Origin of the sequence: Streptomyces sp. NPDC057950 (assembly GCF_042887295.1) — a bacterium.
Lineage (GTDB): Bacteria > Actinomycetota > Actinomycetes > Streptomycetales > Streptomycetaceae > Streptomyces > Streptomyces kaempferi.
Genome location: NZ_JBHVPP010000001.1, coordinates 1 through 19,958, shown reverse-complemented (window position 1 = coordinate 19,958; position 19,958 = coordinate 1). Strand labels below are relative to the sequence as shown.

Sequence of the window (19,958 nt, the reverse complement as noted above, 5' to 3'; positions counted from 1 at the left end):
CTCACACCCGCGGCCTGGGCCCAAGCGGTACTCACACCCGCGGCCTGGGCCCAAGCGGTACTCACACCCGCGGCAGGGCCCGAGCCCGTGCTCAACCGAGGGGTACGGGCTCCGGCAGCCCCACCGGCCAGGTGTGCACCGGCTCCCCGAGATGCATCAACTCGCCGTAGCGCCGGGTGGTCGCGGCCAGCGCGGCGTCCCGGCCCAGTCCCTTCTCCAGGGCCTGGTGGAAGGTGGCCGCCTGCCAGGTCGCCCCGTTGACGCGCAGCCGGCACCGGTCCTCGATCACCCCGAGGTAGAAGTCCCGGTCGACGGGCTCCACCCCCCAGGCGTCCAGTCCCACGGCGGCGAGCGGCAGCAGTTCGTCACGGACCAGGCTGACCGCGTCCACCTCCGCGACGCCCCCGTACCGGCCCCGTCGCGGCCACTCCAGGCGCGCGTCGATGCCGTGGCGGCAGGCGGCGTCGAAGTTCGCGGCGGCGGACGCGAACGGCAGCCGCGTCCACACCGGCCGCGCCTCCTCGGCGAGGGCGCGGACGAGCCCGTAGTAGAAGGCCGCGTTGGCGACGACATCGGTGACGCTGGGCCCCGCGGGCAGCACACGGTTCTCCACGCGCAGATGCGGGACCCCGTCGGCGATGCCGTACACGGGCCGGTTCCAGCGGTACACCGTGCCGTTGTGCAGGACGAGTTCGGCGAGCTTGGGAACGCCTCCGGCGTCGAGGACCTCGAGAGGGTCCTCGTCGTCGCAGATCGGCAGCAGGGGCGGGAAGAAGCGCAGGTTCTCCTCGAAGAGGTCGTACGCCGACGAGACCCACCGCTCGCCGAACCAGGTGCGCGGCCGCACCCCCTGGGCCTGCAGTTCGGGCGGCCGGGTGTCGGTGGACTGCTGGAACAGCGGCGGCCGCGACTCACGCCACAGCTCACGGCCGAACAGGAAGGGCGAGTTGGCACCGACCACGACCTGCGCGGCGGCCACCGCCTGGGCCGCGTTCCACACGTCCGCGAAGCGTGCCGGGGTGACCTGGAGGTGCAACTGCACCGAGGTGCAGGCGGCTTCCGGCGCGATGGACTTCGACGTGCACACCAGATGCTCCACGCCCTCGATGTCGAGCACGAAGTCCTCACCGCGGGCGGCCACGATCTGGTCGTTGAGCAGGGTGTAGCGGTCGCCGTCCGACAGGTTCGACGACACCAGGTCGTCACGGTCGATCGTCGGCAGAATCCCGATCATCACGATTCCGGCATCGACCTCGGTGGCTTTCCGGTGCGCATATGCCAGTGAAGTACCTAGCTCCTCGGCGAGCTGGTCGAATACCCTGCCGACCAATCGATGTGGAGCTATGTTGACTTCCAGATTGAACATGGCAAGTTCTGTTTGGAAATCGTGACTCGCAATCCTTTCGAGTACTTGCGCATTCATCATCCTGGGCATGCCGTCGGGTCCGGTGAGATTCAGTTCGATCTCCAGGCCCATGAGATTCTTCGGGCGATCGAACCGCTTCTCCTCCAGCAGTCGCGCCAGCCCCGCCAGACACTCCCGGAGCTTGCCGCGGTAGCGCTGGCGATCGGACAGGTCGAACGACCCTGCCACGACCTTCTCTCCCATCGAAGTGTCCCTCCTCGAAGGGCGGGCCGATCCTCGGGCCCCCGCCGTCCCGGTGGATGATGCCCAGGCGAGCCGATCGATAACGCCTTGGAGGGCGCCGTCGGCCGCTACGCTGTGAGCAGGTGTCCAGCGGCACATTCACGAGGCATGGACCACTGCCTGTTTTCAGCCTGACATGATCTCGTGAAAAACGCCGACGAGAATCGGCCGACCGCTCGCGCGGAGTATTCCGAGGTCATCGTCGCGCATCGCCGTGGAACCGGGATGAACCTCTCCTTTCGTCGACCGAATACCGCCTTGCTCTTCATATTCGGACCGACTAGACGAAACACCGTCTGAACACCTGTCGTATAAACTCCGCAAACGAGGCAGAGAGTTGGCGCTCGCGGTCCCAGGTCCTGCCGTCGAGGTGACACGCGGCAGGCGACACCACCGTCGGCAGATCCAGACCCCCCGCCCCTCCGACCCCGAGAGCTGACAGCGCCGTCCGCCCCCGCCCCCTCGCGCCACTGTGCCTGTCGAATGAGAGGCGACCCACCATGCCGCTGCACGTACCCCCGGCTCCCGCGCCCGCCCTGCGCACCGTTCTCACGGCACTCGGTTCCCCCACCGCAGTCCGCGAGGCCCGCACCCCGTCCCTGCGGATGGCCGAGGGGCCGGTCACCCCCGAACTGCCGCTGCCCGTACATGTCCTGGACCGGAGCGATCCGGCGGGCCCGTCCGCCACCCGACTCGTCGCGTGGCGTTTCCTGATCCGCTGCGGCGAGCGCTCGGTGGCCGCGGCCGACACCATGCTGACCCCGGACGGCTGGGCCTTCTCGCACTTCTTCGAAGGCCCGTACATCACCGCCACCGAGCGCGCCCTGCGCCAGGCCGAGAACATGAAGCAGTCGTTCCAGGCGCGCCTGCTGTCGGTGCCCGAGCTCTACATGCTCACCCTCTGGCTGCACGGGGACTGCGCCGCCGACGGCGCCACCGGCCATCCGGCCGCCACCGACCTCCTGGTGCCGCTGGCGCCCGCGCCGCCCGGTATCGCCGCCCACCGCCCGCACCGCGTCGCCGAGTTCCTGCCGGTCCTCACCCACCGCCTGACCGCCGCCCCGCTGCTCAGCTCCCCCGCATAGCCACCCGCACCCGGTCACCCGTGCCCGTCCATGTGCCCCGCAGCCGTTCCGCCGGCCGCGGGGCACGTCGTCGCGCCCCGCGGCCGACCCGCCGGGACTCCCGTGAACCGGCCCGGAACCGGCTCCGAGCTGGGACGCTCGTTCGGGCCCCTCCCTGCTCGTACGAGGGGAAACACGCCCCTGACCGCGCCGGACTAGCCCCATCCGACCACTGCGAACCCCCCGAAGTGACCGTGCGGTTGTGATGAACCGTCCGCGAGGGTGACGCGTCTCCAACCTGTGAGGAGCGCTGCTGCCAAATCCCTGCGGATTGACGCCCGTAGGGCAACACTGGGTTCCAAACACACACCACGGGGGGCGGCCATGAGCAGTTCGAGCCGCGAATCAGACACCACGACCAGCACACACCTCTCAACCCAGCGAAAGATCCCATCCATGTGCCAGCACCAGCCACCCTGTCCGTCAGCCGAATCAGCCGACCGGGAGTCCGCACGTCTCGTGGCGCACCACCCGGAGCAGGGGTGGAGCCTGCTGTGCAACGGCGTTCTGCTCTTCGAGGACACCGGTGAGCTCCTGCCGGACGGCCAGATCATCGCGCCGCACCGCCCGCTGGGCAGCGAGCACGTGATGACGGCCGCCTGAGCCGCACACACGACGGGCGCCAGCCCGGACAGAACGAGGGGCCGGCCGGAGACACGCTCTCCGCACCGGCCCCGACGCATGTCCACACGTGATCACTCCGCGTAACCCGTCGGGGACCCTCCGCCCCTGACGGTCCCCACTCGGCGCAACACCCCCGTACCCGCACGCCTGCCTGCCTGCCTGCCTACCTGCCTGCCTGCCTGCCTACCTGCCTACCTGCCTACCTGCCTACCTGCCTGCCTGCCTACCTACCTGCCTACCTGCCTACTACGGTCTGCCCGAACGGACATTCCCCTCTGCCTCTCCACCTCCTGAAGTCGCGCGGACGAAACGCTAGCGTCCCTTCGTGAGCCTCCGGAGGCGTCCGAGAATCCGTCGCCGGACCCGGACCCGGCCCCGACGGCATCCGGTTCACGTCTACGGACCTCCCCCGAAGCGAGCAAGGCGGTCATGGGACTCCTGCACTCCCCCGATCGTGGGCAGCACCACCCGACGCCCGGTGACCGCACGGCCCAGGAGGATCCCGCGGCGCACGAGCGGCCGATGAACGATCCGACCCCGGACGCACGTCGGACGGGCGCGCGACCGGTCGGCGTGGGGTCGGTCGACGTGGAACCCATCGGCGTGGAGCCCGGCGTCGACGCGGTGGACCGGGCGCCGTCGGACGAGCGCCCCGAGCACACGCGCCGCCGTCGCCGCCCCGGACCGTTCACCCTGCTGGCCCTGCCGGGGCTGACCGTCGTGCTGGGCTTCGCGGGGTTCATGGCCGCGACGGGCCGTCTGCCCTCGCCCTGGCCGGAGGACTCGGACGCGCACACGGCGACCGCGGGCAGCAGCGTGACGGACCGTGTCGACGCCTCGTACGTCCCGTGGCTGCGCGAGGCGGCCAGGACCTGCTCCCTCCTGAAACCGTCCGTCCTCGCCGCCCAGATCGACCGGAGTTCCGGATGGAACACCGACCCGGCCACGCTCTCGGGCACGGTGGGGATCGCCGGGTTCACCGAGAGCCAGTGGCGGACCTGGGGCAAGGACGCCGACGGCAACGGAAAGTCCTCGCCGCGCGACCCGGTGGACGCCATCATGGCGCTCGCCCGGCAGGACTGCGCTCTCGCCGAGGACGTCACCCGGCTCAGGACCCGTGGCACCGTGTCGGGCGACCTCCTCGACCTCACCCTGGCCGCCTACACGGTGGGCACGGACTCCGTGACGCGGGCGGGACGCGTACCGACGACGGCACGGGCGTATCTCACCGAGGTCAAGGACCTGTCAGCGCGGTACAGGCCCTTCGACCGCGAGGAGAACGCGAACCCCGGCACCGGCAAGGCGAGCGGGGTGCTGGCCCCACCGGTGACCACCTTGGTGATCAGCTCCCCCTTCGGATCACGCAAACACCCCCTCACGGGCGTCACCAAACTGCACACGGGCGTGGACTTCGCCGCTCCCCGGAACGCGCCGGTGTCCGCCGCACGGCAAGGGCAGGTCGTGTTCGCGGGAATGACCAAGGCGTACGGCAACCGCGTCGTGATCGATCACGGCACGATCGGCGGCAGGCGGCTGGAGACCACCTACAGCCACATGTCGTCCCTGCTGGTCAGGGCCGGTCAGAGCGTCGAGACCGGGACCGCGGTCGGGTTCGTCGGTTCCACGGGGCTGTCGACGGGCCCGCACCTGCACTTCGAGGTGCTCGTGGACGGCGCGTACACCGACCCGATGCCGTGGCTCGCCGTCGCCCGCTGACGACGCCGGCAGGTACGGCCGGCGAAAGCGGCCCCGGGCGACCGCTAACACCGGGCGCCGCCCTGTCCCAGGGCTCGTCACCGGCCCCCGCACCCCGAAAAAGGGCCGAGCCACGGAAATGCGCAAGAGCCGAGCGCGGAACAGCGGAACAGCAGAAGAGGGGACGCGCCCCGGCTCCTGCCGGGGCGCGTCCCCTCTTGCGATCCCTCACGTCACCGGGCGGGCCCTCACGTCACCGTGCCGACCCGCCGGCCTGTCCCTGCCTCAGTCCTCGTAGGCGTCCAGCGGCGGGCAGGAGCAGACGAGGTTCCGGTCGCCGTACGCCTGGTCGATCCGGCGCACCGGCGGCCAGTACTTGTCCGCGGCCGCGACACCGGCCGGGAAGACCGCCTCCTCACGCGTGTACGCGTGCTTCCACTCACCGCCGAGCGCGGCGGCGGTGTGCGGGGCGCTGCGCAGCGGGTTGTCGTCCACCGGCCAGTCGCCCGAACCGACCTTCTCGATCTCCGCGCGGATGGCGATCATCGCGTCGCAGAACCGGTCGATCTCGACGAGGTCCTCGGACTCGGTCGGCTCGATCATCAGCGTGCCCGCGACCGGGAAGGACATGGTGGGCGCGTGGAAGCCGTAGTCGATGAGCCGCTTGGCGACGTCGTCGACGCTGACGCCGGTCGCCTTCGTCAGCGGACGCAGGTCGATGATGCACTCGTGGGCGACGAGCCCGCCGGGGCCGGTGTACAGCACCGGGTAGTGCGGCTCCAGACGCTTGGCGATGTAGTTCGCCGACAGCACGGCGACCTGCGTGGCCCGCTTGAGGCCCTCGCCGCCCATCAGCCGGACGTAGGCCCACGAGATGGGCAGGATGCCCGCGGAGCCCCAGGGCGCGGCCGAGATCGGGCCCACACCGGTCTCGGGACCGGCGGCGGGCTGCAGCGGGTGGTTCGGGAGATACGGCGCCAGGTGCGCGCGCACACCGACCGGGCCGACGCCCGGACCGCCGCCGCCGTGCGGGATGCAGAACGTCTTGTGCAGGTTGAGGTGCGAGACGTCACCGCCGAAGTGGCCCGGCTTGGCGAGGCCCACCAGCGCGTTGAGGTTGGCGCCGTCGACGTACACCTGCCCGCCCGCCTCGTGCACCTGGGCGCAGATGTCCGCGACATGCTCCTCGAACACCCCGTGCGTCGAGGGGTACGTGATCATCAGCACGGCCAGCTCGTCGCGGTGCTGCTCGATCTTGGCACGCAGGTCCGCGACGTCGATCTCGCCGTCCTCTGCGGTCTTCACGACGACGACCTTCATACCGGCCATCACGGCGCTCGCGGCGTTCGTGCCGTGCGCCGAGGACGGGATCAGGCAGACGGTGCGCTGCTCGTCCCCGTTGGCCCGGTGGTAGCCACGGACGGCGAGCAGACCGGCCAGCTCGCCCTGCGAACCGGCGTTGGGCTGGAGCGACACCTTGTCGTAGCCGGTGACCTCGGCGAGCCGCGTCTCCAGCTCCTCGATGAGCGTGAGGTAGCCCTGCGCCTGCTCGGCGGGGACGAAGGGGTGCAGCTGGCCGAACTCGGGCCAGGTGACCGGCTCCATCTCGGTGGTCGCGTTGAGCTTCATGGTGCAGGAGCCCAGCGGGATCATGCCGCGGTCCAGCGCGTAGTCACGGTCGGAGAGCCGGCGGAGGTAGCGCAGCATCGCGGTCTCGGAGCGGTACTGGTGGAACACCGGGTGCGTGAGGTAGTCGTCGGTGCGCAGCAGCGCCGCGGGAAGCGTGTCCTCGGTGCTCGCGTCCAGCGCCTCGATGTCGCCCTCGATACCGAACGCGGCCCATACGGCGCCCAGTTGCCTGCGCGCGGTGGTCTCGTCACAGGCGATCGACACGTGGTCGGCGTCGACGAGGTGGAGGTTGACGCCCTGGTCGCGCGCGCCCGTCACGATGTCGGCGGCCCGGCCCGGCACACGGACGGTCAGTGTGTCGAAGTACGCGCCGTGCACGACCTCGGCGCCGCCGGCCCTCAGCCCCTCGGCGAGGAGAGTGGCATAGCGGTGGGTGCGGCGGGCGATCGTCCTCAGCCCGTCCGGCCCGTGGTAGACGGCGTACATGCCCGCCATCACGGCGAGCAGCACCTGCGCGGTGCAGATGTTGCTGGTCGCCTTCTCACGGCGGATGTGCTGCTCGCGCGTCTGCAGGGCGAGCCGGTACGCCTTGTGTCCGTCCGCGTCGACGGAGACGCCGACCAGTCGGCCGGGCAGGCTGCGCGCGAACTTCTCGCGCACCGCCATGTATCCGGCGTGCGGGCCGCCGAAGCCCATCGGGACGCCGAACCGCTGGGTCGTGCCGACCGCGATGTCGGCGCCGAGCTCGCCGGGCGAGGTGAGCAGGGTCAGGGCGAGCAGGTCGGCCGCGACCGTGACGACCGCGCCGAGCTCGTGCGCCTGCTCGATGACGGGCCTGAGATCGCGTACGGCACCGGAGGCGCCCGGGTACTGGACGAGCACGCCGTTGATCTCGCGCTCGGCGAGCGCGGCCGGGATGCCCTCGCTCAGGTCGGCGACGACGACCTCGACGCCGGTGGGCTCGGCGCGGGTCTCGATGACGGCGACGGTCTGCGGCAGGGCGTCCGCGTCGATCAGGAAGAGGCCCTTCTTGTTCTTGCCCATGCGCCGGGACAGCGCCATCGCCTCGGCGGCCGCGGTGCCCTCGTCCAGCAGCGAGGCGCCCGAGGTGGGCAGCCCGGTCAGCTCGGCGACCACGGTCTGGAAGTTGAGCAGCGCCTCCAGGCGGCCCTGCGAGATCTCCGGCTGGTAAGGCGTGTAGGCGGTGTACCAGGCCGGGTTCTCCATGACGTTGCGCAGGATCACCGGCGGCGTGAAGGTGCCGTAGTAACCGAGGCCGATCATCGGGTCGAGGACCTGGTTGCGGTCCGCGAGGGAGCGCAGCTCGGCCAGGACCTCGGCCTCGGTGCGCGCGCCCGGGAGGTCGAGCACCTCGGCGTTCTTGATCACGTCGGGCACGGCGGCGGCCGTCAGTTCGTCCAGCGAGCCGTACCCGACCTGCGCGAGCATCTTGGCCCGTGCTTCCGGGGCGGGCCCGATGTGGCGCTGCTCGAAGGGGATTCCCTGCTCGAGCTCGGAGAGCGGAATGCGATGGGCGGTCATTGCGGAGGCCTCCTGGTCACACACGACCTTCGAGGGGCACCACGGCGCGGGTACCCCGACGGCCTCCCCCTCTGTCATCTGACCTGAGAGCTTCACCGGCCCGCCCGCCCGCTGCGACCCGGCTTTCACCGTCGGTGAGAGCGGAAGGCGTCAGCCCCGCCCTGCTTTCCAGAGTGACCTCGTCCGTGCGGTACGTGAGCCTGAGAGATTCCGGGGAGGATTTGCTCCTTCGGCGCCTCCGATGGTGTCTGGAGGACTCTCCCGCACGGGATCAGCAGCCGTTTGCCAGGGTACCAGCGTGAACAACGCACGGGCTTTCGAGTGGCCACCGTCACGAATGTGCTCTTTCGTAGTGCCTACGGATGAGTTGCAATCGAGTGGAGGGCCCGTGCAGACCGACATCGATCCGCGCAATCTGATCGGCCGCAAGGCGCTCGACCGCAATGGCGCCAAGATCGGCACGGTCGACGAGGTCTATCTGGACGACGCGACCGGCATACCGGAGTGGGCCGCCATACGTACGGGCCTGTTCAGCAGGGACGCCTTCGTGCCCCTGGAGCCCAGCGAACTCGTCGAGGGCAGTCTGCGCGTCCCCTTCGACCGCGCCCTGATCAAGGACGCTCCCGACTTCGGCGTGGGCCGTCACCTCTCTCCGGAGCAGGAGCTCCAGCTGTACCACCACTACGGTCTCGACGTGACGCCCCCGGCCCTCCCGCCGGACCGCGACTTCGGCCGTCTGGCGGGAACGGACGAGACCTGAGACACCCTTCCGGAGGCGCGGGAGAACGCGCCCGGGGTACGGCGTACCGGGCGACCGGCCGGCCGCACGTCTCATGCTGCACAGCCCTTCCTGCCGGCCGTCCCGGACGGGCTCAGGCCCTCCCGGGCGCACCGGCGGCGCACACGTCGGTCGAATCCTCGGGTCTTCGGGGCACCAACGGCAGCGGGTCAGCCGGCTCCAGGGCCCGGTCGTCCGTACGGAACGTCCGCACCCGCCCCGGTTCCGAGTCGGGTGTCTCGAAGCGCACCGTCACCCTTCCCAGCCCGCTGCCCTGCACCCACCCGTGCCCGTACTCGGCATGGCGCACGTCGTGCCCAGCGGGCCAGCGCCGCTCGGCCGCCGGCATCTGTTCGGCGGCCGGCTCCTCCGCCCCCTCCGCCCCGTCCCCATCGGAATGCTCCTGCGCCGCCGTCTCCTCCACCGCGGCCCGGGCCTGCGCCGTGGCCTCGGCCTGGGCCTGCGCGAAGAGGTCCTCCTGCGTGTAGTCGGCGAGCCCTGACACACCGACGCCCAGCAGGCGCACACCACCCGTGGTGTCCACCGCTTCCAGGAGCCGCCCGGCCGCCTCTTGCACGACCGCGGGGTCGTCCGTGGGCCCCCGGAGCGTCTCGGACCGGGTCAGCGTCGAGAAGTCGTACCTGCGCACCTTCAGCACGATGGTCCGTCCCGACAACCCCGCCCGGCGCAGCCGCTGCACACACCGGTCGGCGAGCCGCTGCACCTCGAGCCCGACCCGCACCCGGTCATGGATGTCCACGTCGTAGGTGTCCTCGACCGACACGGACTTCGTCTCCCGCTCGGCCACCACGGGCCGCTCGTCGCGCGCCAGCGCCATCGCGTACAGCGCGTGCCCGTGGGCCTTGCCCAGCAGCCGCACGAGCTCGTCCTCGCCCGCCTCGGCGATCTCCTCGACCGTGTTGATCCCGCCCCGGCGCAGATGGTCCCCGGTGGCGGGCCCCACGCCCGGCAGCGTCCGCACCGGCATCGGTCCGAGCAGCGCGCGCTCCGTCCCCGGCTCGATCACCACCAGGCCGTCGGGCTTGGCCTGCTCGGAGGCGATCTTGGCGAGCATCTTGGAGGCCGCGAGCCCCACGGATCCGGTCAGGCCCGTGACGGCTCTGATGTCCGAGCGCAGCTTCGCCCCGGCCAGCCGCGCCGAGGCGTCGTCCCAGGCGGTTCCCCCGGCCTCCAGGTCGACGAACGCCTCGTCCAGGCTCAGCGGCTCCACCAGGGGGGACAGTGTCCGCAGCAGCCCCATCACCTGGTCGCTGATCTCCCGGTAGAGCCCGAAACGCGGCACGAGATACGCGGCGTTCGGCGCGAGCCTGCGTGCCTGGGCCATCGGCATCGCCGAGTGCACCCCGAAGACACGGGCCTCGTACGAGGCGGTGGCGACCACGCCCCGCAGCCCGAGACCGCCCACGACGACGGCCTTCCCCCGCAGGCTCGGCTTGGACGCCTGCTCCGCCGAGGCGAAGAAGGCATCCATGTCGAGATGCAGGATCGTGGGCGCGTTTCTCACACCCCCGATGCTGCCCTACGCCACTGACATCGCCCCGGAATCCGGCCGCGAGGCCGGACCGCGCCGCCCGCGAGCCGGACCGCCACGCCGGACCACGTCACGACGACGGTCCGCATGGCCCTGGGCCACGCGGACCGTCGGACCGCGCCGATCGTCAGACCGCGCGGTTGCGCCGTCGTGCCAGCTCGTCCGCGGGATTGTGCCCGACGAGCGTCTCACCCGTGTCCACCCGCTCCCCGTGCAGCTGTGAGAGGGCGTTCTCGACGTCCCGCCACACCACGCCGACGGCGATCCCGAAGACGCCCTGGCCGCCCTGGAGCAGGGCGTGGACCTCGTCGGGCGAGGAACACTCGTAGACGGTCGCGCCGTCGCTCATCAGCGTCATCCGCTCCAGGTCCCGGAAGCCACGCTCCCTGAGGTGCTGGACCGTGGTGCGGATGTTCTGCAGCGACACACCCGTGTCGAGGAAGCGCTTCACGATCTTCAGGACCACCACGTCCCGGAAGCTGTACAACCGCTGTGTCCCGGACCCGTAGGCGGGCCGCACGCTCGGCTCGACCAGCCCCGTCCTGGCCCAGTAGTCGAGCTGCCGGTAGGTGATGCCCGCGGCGGCACACGCCGTGGGCCCTCGGTAGCCGATCTCCTCGGCGTCCGTCCCGCCCTCGCCCGGCACCGCTGTCGGCCGCTGTGGAACATGGTCGGCCGCGCTGTCGTGATGGGGGTACCCCCTGCTCGAGCCGAGCCGAGAGCTTGGGGGAGGGTACGGGCCGCTCTCCCCCAGACCGCGTCCGGGGGCACCCCCAGCCGTACCGTCGCCGCTGCTTCTCACGCCGACCTCCGTCCTTGACCTGCCTTCTCGACGGTAGGCAGTCACCAGGGGTGCGTCAACGATCGCCACACTCGGCACGCCGAGTGATAATCACCCTAGGAGTGGTTTCCCGTGTCCCACCGCGGGGAAAGGCTAGCCGAATGCTCTCGGAGTGAGCCGCAGCGCGCCACAGTCGCCACGGGCAATTGCCGCCGGGAGTACTCCGATCCCGTGACGCGGCACAGCTGCGGGAACGGGTGTCCGGACGCCCGCCGGGGACGCCCGGCCCCTCACTGGCTGTTGGTCCCGAAGTCCTCGGGAGAGATCTGGTCGAGGAACTCCCGGAACTTCTCCACCTCGTCCTCCTGCTCGTCCGGAATCGCGATTCCCGCGTCGTCGAGCACCCCGTCACTGCCGTAGATCGGCGTTCCGGTGCGCAGCGCCAGCGCTATGGCGTCGGACGGACGGGCACTGACCTCGACCCCGCTGGCGAACACCAGCTCCGCGTAGAAGACCCCCTCGCGCAGATCGGTGATGCGCACCTCGGTGAGCTCCTGGCCGACGGCTTCCAGCACGTCCTTGAACAGGTCGTGGGTCAGCGGTCGTGCGGGGGCCATGCCCTGCTGGGCGAAGGCGATCGCCGTCGCCTCCCCCGGTCCGATCCAGATGGGGAGGTAGCGATCGCCTCCCACTTCACGCAGGAGCACGATCGGTTGGTTGGAGGGCATTTCGACCCGGACACCTACGACATCGAGCTCGTTCACACAGCAACCCTAGGCCGTGCCCGGGACGTTTGGGTAGTCGAGCACAGAACGGGTGGCCGATCCGGCCGGCTGCGAGGGCCCCGAGGTCAGGGCAGCCTTACGCCCAGCGCGGTCTGCACCAACGCGGCGTGCAGCCTCACCGTGAGCCCCGCCAGCTCCTTCGTACGCGCCTCCGCGTGCGCCCTCGTCTGCGGATTGCGGTGGCGCCTCAGCGGGGCCACCACCTGGTCCACCAGCCCCGCGTCCCGTTCGGCCGCGGCCTTCATCGCCCGCAGATGGCGCGGCTCGATACCGAACCGCCCCAGCTCGACGACGAGCGCGGCTACCGTCACCGCCTCGGCGTCGTACGTCCCCTCCGCCAGTGGGGCGATGAGCCCGTACGACTCCCACTCCTGGAGCTCCTGCTCGCCGATCTCGGCGGCGGCCAGCAGCTCCGAACGGCCCACCCGGACCGCCGCGGGCACGTCCGGCTCCAGCGGCTCCCCGTCACCCGCGTCGCGCTGACGCCCCAGGGACGGCAGCCGTACCGGCTCGCCCCGCTCCAGGGCGTCCAGATGCTCGCGGATGACCTTCAGTGGAAGATAGTGGTCCCGCTGCATCCTCAGGACGTGCCCGAGGCGCTCGACGTCGTCCGCGCTGAACTTGCGATACCCCGAGGGTGTCCGCCGAGGCTCGATGAGCCCCTCCGACTCCAGGAACCGGATCTTGGAGATGGTGACCTCGGGGAACTCGTCACGCAGCGCGTTCAGCACCGCGCCGATGCTCATCAGCCCACTGTCCGTTGCGGCGGTACCGCTGCCGGCACCGCCGCTCGGTGTTCGAAGCATGGACCTTCCTGGGGGTCCCCCCGGACGGAGTCTGGGGAAGGGTCAGATACCTCGCTGGCTCGCGTAGAAGACCAGCCGGTACTTACCGATCTGCACCTCGTCGCCGTTCGACAGCGGAACCGAGTCGATCCGCTCCCGGTTGACGTACGTGCCGTTCAGGCTGCCCACGTCGGCGACCGTGAACGAACCGTCCGCGGCGCGACGGAACTCCACATGCCGGCGCGACACGGTCACGTCGTCGAGGAAGATGTCGCTCTGCGGATGGCGCCCGGCCGTGGTCAGCTCACCGTCCAGGAGGAAGCGGCTGCCCGAGTTCGGACCGCGGCGGACCACCAGGAGCGCCGAGCCGAGCGGCAGTGCGTCGACGGCGGCCTGCGCCTCCGGAGAGAGCGTGGGCATCTGCGTCTGACCGGTGACCTCGGCGTCGTAGGCCTCGAGGCCCGAGATGGAGATCGTGGACGTCGTCTCGGACGGACGCTCCGGGATCGCCCCGGGCCGCAGCGGCGCACCGCAGTTCGAACAGAAACGGCTGTTTTCCGCGTTGCGGTTACCGCACCTCGTACACACCAGGGCCGACATCGGATCCTCCTGCCGCGGCTGCCCCCCAGGGACATGAGACGCGTACGGGGTGGCGGCGAACCCTCCACCCGTACTTGAGGCTGACGGTTCCCCGAAACCTATGCGGCCGGACTGGGCAGGGTCAACAGACGGCGCGCCCTGACCACCGGAAATGTCGCCGCCCTGACCAGCCACCTGGTCCCGGAACAGCGGGCGCTCGCCACCCTGGCCCTCCACGTCTCCATGGCGTGGTGCACGGTGCCGGGCGTTGTCGCCGCCCTCGCGTGCGCTCTTGCCGAACAACTTCGCAAACAACTTCACGGGCGATTCCCCTTGACCGAAACAGACCCGCCCGTGGGGCAGGACGAACCCTGATTGCACACACCGGTCGACCCGGACATCCTCACAACGTCCGTATCCACCAGACAGTTTCCACCACGCACCACCCATTCGGTGCGCCGACCCCCCGCAACCTCATGCCCTCGCCGCACCACCCCCATGCGCCCCCCGCTCACCGGGAGGAGGACCGAGCGTAGTCAGGCAGCTTCGCGGCCCGCAAGGCGTCCACAACGATCTTCGTCGCACGCTCCACCGTGACGGTGGCCTGCTCCTTCTCCAGAGTCTGCACCACGCCTCCGGGAATGTTGAGCGCCGGCTCGAGGTCCTGCGGCTTGCCGATGACCTTGAAACGATAGGGCTGGGTGATCTTGTTCCCGTCCACGCTCACACCCTTGCCGGAGTCGCTCAGATAGGTGCTGGCGACGACCCGCACACCGTTCACCTGAATCGCCTCCGCGCCGGCCGCGCGCAGCTCCTGGATCGCGTCAAGCAGCATGTCCGCCTTGACCGTCCCCTTCGTATCGTCGATGGTCAGCGTGATGCCGGGTCCCTGCGCCGCCACCGTGCCCGCCAGAATGCCGAGTTGCTTCTCCTTCTCGGCCGTCTGCTTGCGCGCCTCGGCAGCCTGGTTCGAGCTGTTCTCCAGCTCGGTGCGCTGATCCTCGAGACCCTGCTTCTCGTCTTCAAGACGCTGAGTGCGGTTGTCGAGTTCATCGAGGATACGTACGAGATCTTCTTGACGTGCGCCACGCAGTGCGCTGCCGCTGTCACTGTTGGACGCGACCTGGACGGCCAGACCGAAGCCGAGGCCGAACAGCAGCACCGCGACGATGAGTTGCGCACGGGACACCCTCGGCGGCCACACCCCCTTCGCCAGCCGCTGACGGCCGGTCAGCGCCGGGGCGGCGTCCGTGCCGTCCGGCGGGGGCGTTCCGTCCTGCCGGGGCGCGGAACTCTCGGCGGCGGCCGGAACCTCTTCGGGAAGTTCCCGGCGCAGCCGGTTGTCGGGGGTCTCACCCTCGTTGCTCATCGCCCTCACGCCCGGAACACGTGCCGACGGATCGCCGCGGCGTTGGAGAAGATACGGATACCGAGGACGACCACGACCCCGGTGGAGAGCTGGGCACCGACGCCCAACTTGTCGCCCAGGAAGACGATCAGCGCGGCGACGACCACGTTCGACAGGAACGAGACCACGAAGACCTTGTCGTCGAAGATGCCGTCGAGCATCGCGCGCAAGCCTCCGAAGACGGCGTCGAGCGCCGCCACGACGGCGATCGGAAGGTAGGGTTCCACGATCACCGGAACCTCGGGCCGGACCAACAATCCAGCCACGACTCCCACGACGAGGCCCAGTACGGCGATCACGATGTGCCCTTCTCTGTGCTCGGCTGTGCTGTACGTACGATCACACTCGGTGCGGCGGACAACCGGACGTCGTCGTCGACGGAGATGCTGGTCCGGATGCCGTAGTTCTCCTGAAGGGCGTGAAGATACAGCCCGTCGGCACTGTTCTGGAACCTGGTGCTGAGTCGCTCGCCGTCCCCCACCGCGAGCACCGCGTAGGGCGGTACCAGCGGCCTGTTGTCGACCAGTATCGCGTCTCCCGCGGCCCGGATCGCCGAGAGCGCCGTCAGCCGCTGTCCGTTGATCGACACGGCCTCCGCGCCGGACTCCCAGAGCCCGTTGACGACCCGCTGCATGTCGCGGTCGCGGACCCGGCCGGTGTCCGAGAAGCCGTCGGTCTCCCGCGGGTCACCGTCACCGCCCTGGGTGGCTTCCTTGGCGTCGTTCACGACCAGCTTCACGCCGGGGCCGTGCACCGCGACGGCCCCCGACAGAATGCCGACCAGGTCGGCCTGGTCGCCGCCCCCCTGCTTCTTCAGTGCCTCGCGCTGCCGGGCGCTCACGTCGTCGCGCAGGGTGTCGACACCGCTCTCGAGCTTGTCCGCGGACGAGGTCTCGCGCTGGATCCTGTCGATGAGCTCCTGGCGCTCCTTGGCCACGACCGGCGCGGCGATCCGCGCGTTGGCGGCTCCCACGGTCACGACCAGGGCGGCGAGCACGAGACCGGCGGCGAGACCGAGCTTCGCCCTCACCGTCTTCGGCATGCCGCCGGCGCCCTCGGCCTTCTTGCGGGCGGCAGCCTCGGCGTAACCGTCGTCAAGGCTGTGGTCCATGACGTTGGTGAGCAGCGACATGGAGGCGTCCGGGCGCGAGGGGCGCGGCGGTGTGCTCCGAACGGGGGGCTGCTGCGGCATGCCGCACATCGTCGCACGTCGCGGGTGCTACCTCCGAATGGCCCCACCCACGTGCCGGACAGGCCCCCTTGGGGACACCTGTCCGGCACGTACGCGTGCAGCTCCCGAGGCGGGCGACGTCCGCGCGCTGGGGCGAACGCCGCCTCTCGCGGCGCTAGCGGCCGGCGCTGTCCACGACGGCCGCCCACTCGTCGAGCAGGGCCTCCGCCGACGCGACGTCGGGGCCCTCGGCCCACAGATGCGTCACGGCCTCCGCGGGGTCGGGCAGCACCATCACCCAGCGCCCGTCGGTCTCCACGACCCGGACACCGTCGGTGGTGTCCACGAACCGGTCCCCCGCCTCCTCCACGACCCGGCGCATCACGAGCCCCTTGACCGCCCAAGGAGTCGCGAGGTCCCGCTTGAGGACATGCGCCCGCGGAATCCGCGCGTCGATCTGGCTGAGCGTGAGCTGCGTCCGCGCCACCAGCCCGATGAGGCGTACGAAAGCGGCCGCGCCGTCGAACACACTGCTGAACTCCGGAATGATGAAGCCGCCGCGGCCGTCACCACCGAAGATCGTCGACTCGTCCCGTCCGACCCGGGTCAGGTCGTCCGGGGACGTGGTCGTCCACTCCACCTGGGTCCCGTGGTAGGCCGCCACCTGCTCGGCGATCCGAGTGGTGGTCACCGGCAGCGCCACACGCCCACTGCGCCGCTCCGCGGCCACCAGGTCGAGCATCACGAGGAGAGCCCGGTCGTCCTCGACGATCCGCCCCTTCTCGTCGACCAGCGAGAGCCGCTCGCCCACCGGGTCGAAGCGCACGCCGAACGCGGCCCGCGCGGACGCGACGATCTCGCCGAGCCGCACCAGTCCGGCCCGCCGGGTGTCGGCGGTCTCCGTCGGCCTGGACTCGTCGAGACCGGGGTTGATGGTCAGGGAGTCGACACCGAGCTTGCCCAAGAGGCTGGGAAGCACCAGACCGGCACTGCCGTTCGAGGCGTCCACCACCACCTTCAGCCCGGACTCGGCGATCCCCGTCGTGTCCACATTCCTGAGCAGGGAACCCGTGTACGAGTCGAAGACGCTGGCCGGGAAGTACAGATCCCCGATCTCACCCGGGAACGCACGCCGGTACTCCTGTCGCGCGAACACCCGGTCGAGCTTGCGCTGTCCACCCTGCGACAGGTCGGCACCCTCCCCGTCGAAGAACATGATGTCGACGGAGTCCGGCACCCCGGGCGTCGTGCGGATCATGATCCCGCCCGCACTGCCTCGCGCCGTCTGCTGCCTGGCCACCGGCAGCGGTACGTTTTCCAGGTCGCGCACGTCGATGGCGCTGGCCTGCAACGCCGAGATGACCGCCCTTTTCAGCGCCCGCGCGCCTCGGGAGTGGTCACGGGCCGTGGTGACCGTGGAGCCCTTCTTGAGCGTCGTCGCGTACGCCCCGGCCAGGCGCACCGCCAGCTCCGGAGTGATCTCCACGTTCAGGATGCCGGACACACCGCGCGCTCCGAAGAGATGCGCCTGTCCGCGCGACTCCCAGATCACCGAGGTGTTGACGAAGGCGCCGGCCTCGATGGTCTTGAACGGGTAGACGCGTACGTTTCCCTGAATGATCGATTCTTCACCGACGAGGCATTCATCGCCGATGACGGCGCCGTCCTCGATGCGGGCGGCCCGCATGATGTCGGTGTTCTTGCCGATGACACAGCCCCGAAGATTGCTGTGCGGGCCGACGTACACGTTGTCGTGCACGACGGCTCTGTGCAGGAAGGCACCGCTTTTGACGACGACGTTGGACCCGATGACCGTGTGTTCGCGGATCTCGGCGTCCGCCTCGACCTTCGCGTAGTCCCCGATGTAGAGCGGGCCGCGCAGCACGGCGTCGGGGTGTACTTCCGCGCCCTCGGCGACCCATACGCCCGGGGAGATCTCGAAGCCGTCGATCTCGACGTCGACCTTGCCCTCCAGGACGTCGGCCTGCGCCTTCACATAGCTCTCGTGGGTGCCCACGTCCTCCCAGTAGCCCTCGGCGATGTATCCGAAGACCGGCTTTCCTTCCTTCATCAGCTGAGGGAAGACATCGCCCGACCAGTCGACCGAGACATCCGCCTCGACGTAGTCGAAGACTTCGGGCTCCATGACGTAGATACCGGTGTTCACGGTGTCCGAGAAGACCTGACCCCAGGTCGGCTTCTCCAGGAAGCGCTCGACCTTGCCCTCTTCGTCCACGATGGTGATGCCGAATTCGAGGGGGTTGGGGACACGCGTCAGGCAGACGGTGACCAGCGCGCCCTTCTCCTTGTGGAAATTGATGAGATCGGTGAGATCGAAGTCGGTCAGGGCATCGCCGGAGATCACCAGGAAGGTGTCGTCCTTCAACGCCTCCTCGGCGTTCTTGACGCTACCGGCAGTACCGAGTGGCTTCTCCTCATTGGCATAGGTGAGCTCCATGCCGAGCTCCTCGCCGTCACCGAAGTAGTTCTTGACCAGAGAGGCCAAGAACTGAACAGTCACGACGGTCTCGTTGAGCCCATGCCTTTTGAGCAGCCTGAGCACGTGCTCCATGATCGGGCGATTCGCCACGGGCAGGAGCGGCTTGGGCATGCTTGAGGTCATGGGACGAAGGCGAGTACCTTCGCCTCCGGCCATCACTACGGCCTTCATGTCGGAAGCGTCCTCCTTTAAGAGACGACGGACTAGCCGACTTCACCCGTCCAGATTGTCCCGCAGTTTTCGAGCGCGGGCCATCGGGGCGCTTCAACTGCCCCTGCGAGCCGAGCTCAATCGGCCGTGGTGTCCGCCCGGACAAGCCGGCGGACCTGCACCACGTACAGGACTCCTGCCCACCAGTACAGGGTTGTACCCCACCCTGCGAACGCCCATCCGAAAATCGCACCGAGTGACGCGATCCATCCGTGTCCGTCGCTGAGCAGCAACAACGGGAAGGCGTACATCAGGTTGAAGGTGGCGGCCTTCCCCAGGAAGTTCACCTGGGGCGGCGGATAGCCGTAGCGCCTGAGGATGCCCACCATGACCAGGAGGACCAGTTCACGCGCCAGAAGTGCGGCGGTCAGCCAGATCGGCAGAATCTCGCGCCAGGTGAGGCCCACGAGAGTGGACAGGATGTAGAGACGGTCGGCCGCGGGGTCCAGCAGCCGGCCGAGGCTGCTGATCTGGTTCCAGCGCCGTGCGAGCTTCCCGTCGAGATAGTCACTGATGCCGCTCAGCATGAGCACGAGCAGGGCCCAACCGTCGCTCTTGGGACCTCCGAACTCCGGCCTGAGGATCAGCCACAGGAAGATGGGTACGCCTACCAGGCGTGCCATGCTGAGGATGTTCGGGATGGTGAGGACCCGGTCCGTCTGAACGCGAGTCTCCTGGACCTCCACCCGGGGGCCTCCTGTGGGAAATGTGCCAACGATGCCCCCTGACCTTACCCGCAGCCCAGACAGCGCGACGCGGCGGGTGTGCGCCCCACCGAAAACCAACCCTGCCGGACAGCCCGGGAAACCCGGAAAACAAAAAAGCTCCGGCTCTCGGGCAATATGCCCGAGAGCCGGAGCTCTAAAATTTGTTCGGCGGCGTCCTACTCTCCCACAGGGTCCCCCCTGCAGTACCATCGGCGCTGTGAGGCTTAGCTTCCGGGTTCGGAATGTAACCGGGCGTTTCCCTCACGCTATGACCACCGAAACACTATGAAACTGTCAACCGGAGCCGTGGCATGGCTACGACGGTTGTTCGTGGTTTCAGAACCAACACAGTGGACGCGAGCAACTGAGGACAAGCCCTCGGCCTATTAGTACCGGTCACCTCCAGCGGTTACCCGCCTTCCAGATCCGGCCTATCAACC

At 69.5% G+C, this 19,958-nt stretch carries 16 protein-coding genes, 1 rRNA gene and 1 riboswitch; of the genes, 4 read left to right on the top strand and 13 right to left on the bottom strand.

What is annotated here, in order from left to right; translation table 11 throughout:
• Nucleotides 1-91: 91 nt before the first annotated feature.
• A complete protein-coding gene (locus ACFVTC_RS00085; protein WP_390122282.1) occupies nt 92-1,609 on the bottom strand; it encodes a glutamate--cysteine ligase in 1,518 nt (505 codons plus the stop codon).
• Nucleotides 1,610-2,148: 539 nt separating this feature from the next.
• On the opposite strand from ACFVTC_RS00085, the gene ACFVTC_RS00080 reads away from it, so the two are divergent.
• The 3 genes from ACFVTC_RS00080 to ACFVTC_RS00070 all read left to right on the top strand — a co-directional run bounded on the left by ACFVTC_RS00080 (nt 2,149) and on the right by ACFVTC_RS00070 (nt 5,112).
• Nucleotides 2,149-2,733, top strand: a complete 585-nt coding sequence (locus ACFVTC_RS00080; protein WP_390122279.1) for a hypothetical protein — start codon at nt 2,149-2,151, stop codon at nt 2,731-2,733.
• 435 nt (nt 2,734-3,168) lie between these two features.
• Entirely contained in the window at nt 3,169-3,375 is a 207-nt protein-coding gene (locus tag ACFVTC_RS00075) for a DUF5999 family protein (protein WP_148007936.1), read from the top strand.
• Between the two features lie 543 nt (nt 3,376-3,918).
• On the top strand, nt 3,919-5,112 hold the full coding sequence (locus tag ACFVTC_RS00070; RefSeq protein WP_390123706.1) for a M23 family metallopeptidase: 1,194 nt from the start codon (nt 3,919-3,921) through the stop codon (nt 5,110-5,112).
• 264 nt (nt 5,113-5,376) lie between these two features.
• Here ACFVTC_RS00070 and gcvP read toward each other — a convergent pair whose 3' ends face one another.
• Nucleotides 5,377-8,262, bottom strand: coding sequence for an aminomethyl-transferring glycine dehydrogenase (gcvP, locus tag ACFVTC_RS00065; protein WP_390122276.1), 2,886 nt, complete (start codon nt 8,260-8,262; stop codon nt 5,377-5,379).
• Nucleotides 8,263-8,440: 178 nt separating this feature from the next.
• Nucleotides 8,441-8,536, bottom strand: a riboswitch (glycine riboswitch).
• A gap of 114 nt (nt 8,537-8,650) precedes the next feature.
• Here gcvP and ACFVTC_RS00060 point away from each other — a divergent pair.
• Nucleotides 8,651-9,022, top strand: coding sequence for a PRC-barrel domain-containing protein (locus ACFVTC_RS00060; RefSeq protein ID WP_329286188.1), 372 nt, complete (start codon nt 8,651-8,653; stop codon nt 9,020-9,022).
• Nucleotides 9,023-9,134: 112 nt separating this feature from the next.
• Here the strand turns inward: ACFVTC_RS00060 and ACFVTC_RS00055 are convergent, their stop codons facing one another.
• The 11 genes from ACFVTC_RS00055 to rrf form a co-directional block, all read right to left on the bottom strand.
• Entirely contained in the window at nt 9,135-10,565 is a 1,431-nt protein-coding gene (locus tag ACFVTC_RS00055) for a DNA polymerase IV (protein WP_390122272.1), read from the bottom strand.
• 154 nt (nt 10,566-10,719) lie between these two features.
• The gene (locus ACFVTC_RS00050) at nt 10,720-11,394 is read right to left on the bottom strand and encodes a MerR family transcriptional regulator (RefSeq protein ID WP_168527086.1); all 675 of its coding nucleotides are present in this window, start codon (nt 11,392-11,394) and stop codon (nt 10,720-10,722) included.
• Between the two features lie 269 nt (nt 11,395-11,663).
• Complete coding sequence (locus ACFVTC_RS00045) at nt 11,664-12,137, bottom strand: bifunctional nuclease family protein (protein ID WP_006123076.1); 474 nt, start codon at nt 12,135-12,137, stop codon at nt 11,664-11,666.
• A gap of 86 nt (nt 12,138-12,223) precedes the next feature.
• On the bottom strand, nt 12,224-12,964 hold the full coding sequence (locus ACFVTC_RS00040) for a MerR family transcriptional regulator (RefSeq protein ID WP_390122270.1): 741 nt from the start codon (nt 12,962-12,964) through the stop codon (nt 12,224-12,226).
• Nucleotides 12,965-13,006: 42 nt separating this feature from the next.
• On the bottom strand, nt 13,007-13,972 hold the full coding sequence (locus ACFVTC_RS00035; RefSeq protein ID WP_390122268.1) for an FHA domain-containing protein: 966 nt from the start codon (nt 13,970-13,972) through the stop codon (nt 13,007-13,009).
• A gap of 61 nt (nt 13,973-14,033) precedes the next feature.
• Nucleotides 14,034-14,891 (bottom strand): DUF881 domain-containing protein, encoded by an 858-nt coding sequence (locus tag ACFVTC_RS00030; RefSeq protein WP_390122266.1) that lies wholly within the window; start codon nt 14,889-14,891, stop codon nt 14,034-14,036.
• 5 nt (nt 14,892-14,896) lie between these two features.
• Nucleotides 14,897-15,229: a small basic family protein gene (locus tag ACFVTC_RS00025; protein ID WP_148007916.1), complete on the bottom strand. Its 333-nt coding sequence runs from the start codon at nt 15,227-15,229 to the stop codon at nt 14,897-14,899.
• Nucleotides 15,226-16,122 (bottom strand): DUF881 domain-containing protein, encoded by an 897-nt coding sequence (locus ACFVTC_RS00020; RefSeq protein WP_390122264.1) that lies wholly within the window; start codon nt 16,120-16,122, stop codon nt 15,226-15,228. Before ACFVTC_RS00020 ends, ACFVTC_RS00025 begins: the two co-directional genes overlap by 4 nt.
• A 154-nt stretch (nt 16,123-16,276) precedes the next feature.
• The gene (locus ACFVTC_RS00015) at nt 16,277-18,772 is read right to left on the bottom strand and encodes a sugar phosphate nucleotidyltransferase (RefSeq protein WP_390122262.1); all 2,496 of its coding nucleotides are present in this window, start codon (nt 18,770-18,772) and stop codon (nt 16,277-16,279) included.
• A 116-nt stretch (nt 18,773-18,888) separates the two neighbouring features.
• Nucleotides 18,889-19,497, bottom strand: a complete 609-nt coding sequence (locus tag ACFVTC_RS00010) for a CDP-alcohol phosphatidyltransferase family protein (RefSeq protein WP_390122260.1) — start codon at nt 19,495-19,497, stop codon at nt 18,889-18,891.
• Between the two features lie 184 nt (nt 19,498-19,681).
• A 5S ribosomal RNA gene (rrf, locus tag ACFVTC_RS00005) occupies nt 19,682-19,798 on the bottom strand.
• Nucleotides 19,799-19,958 lie beyond the last annotated feature (160 nt).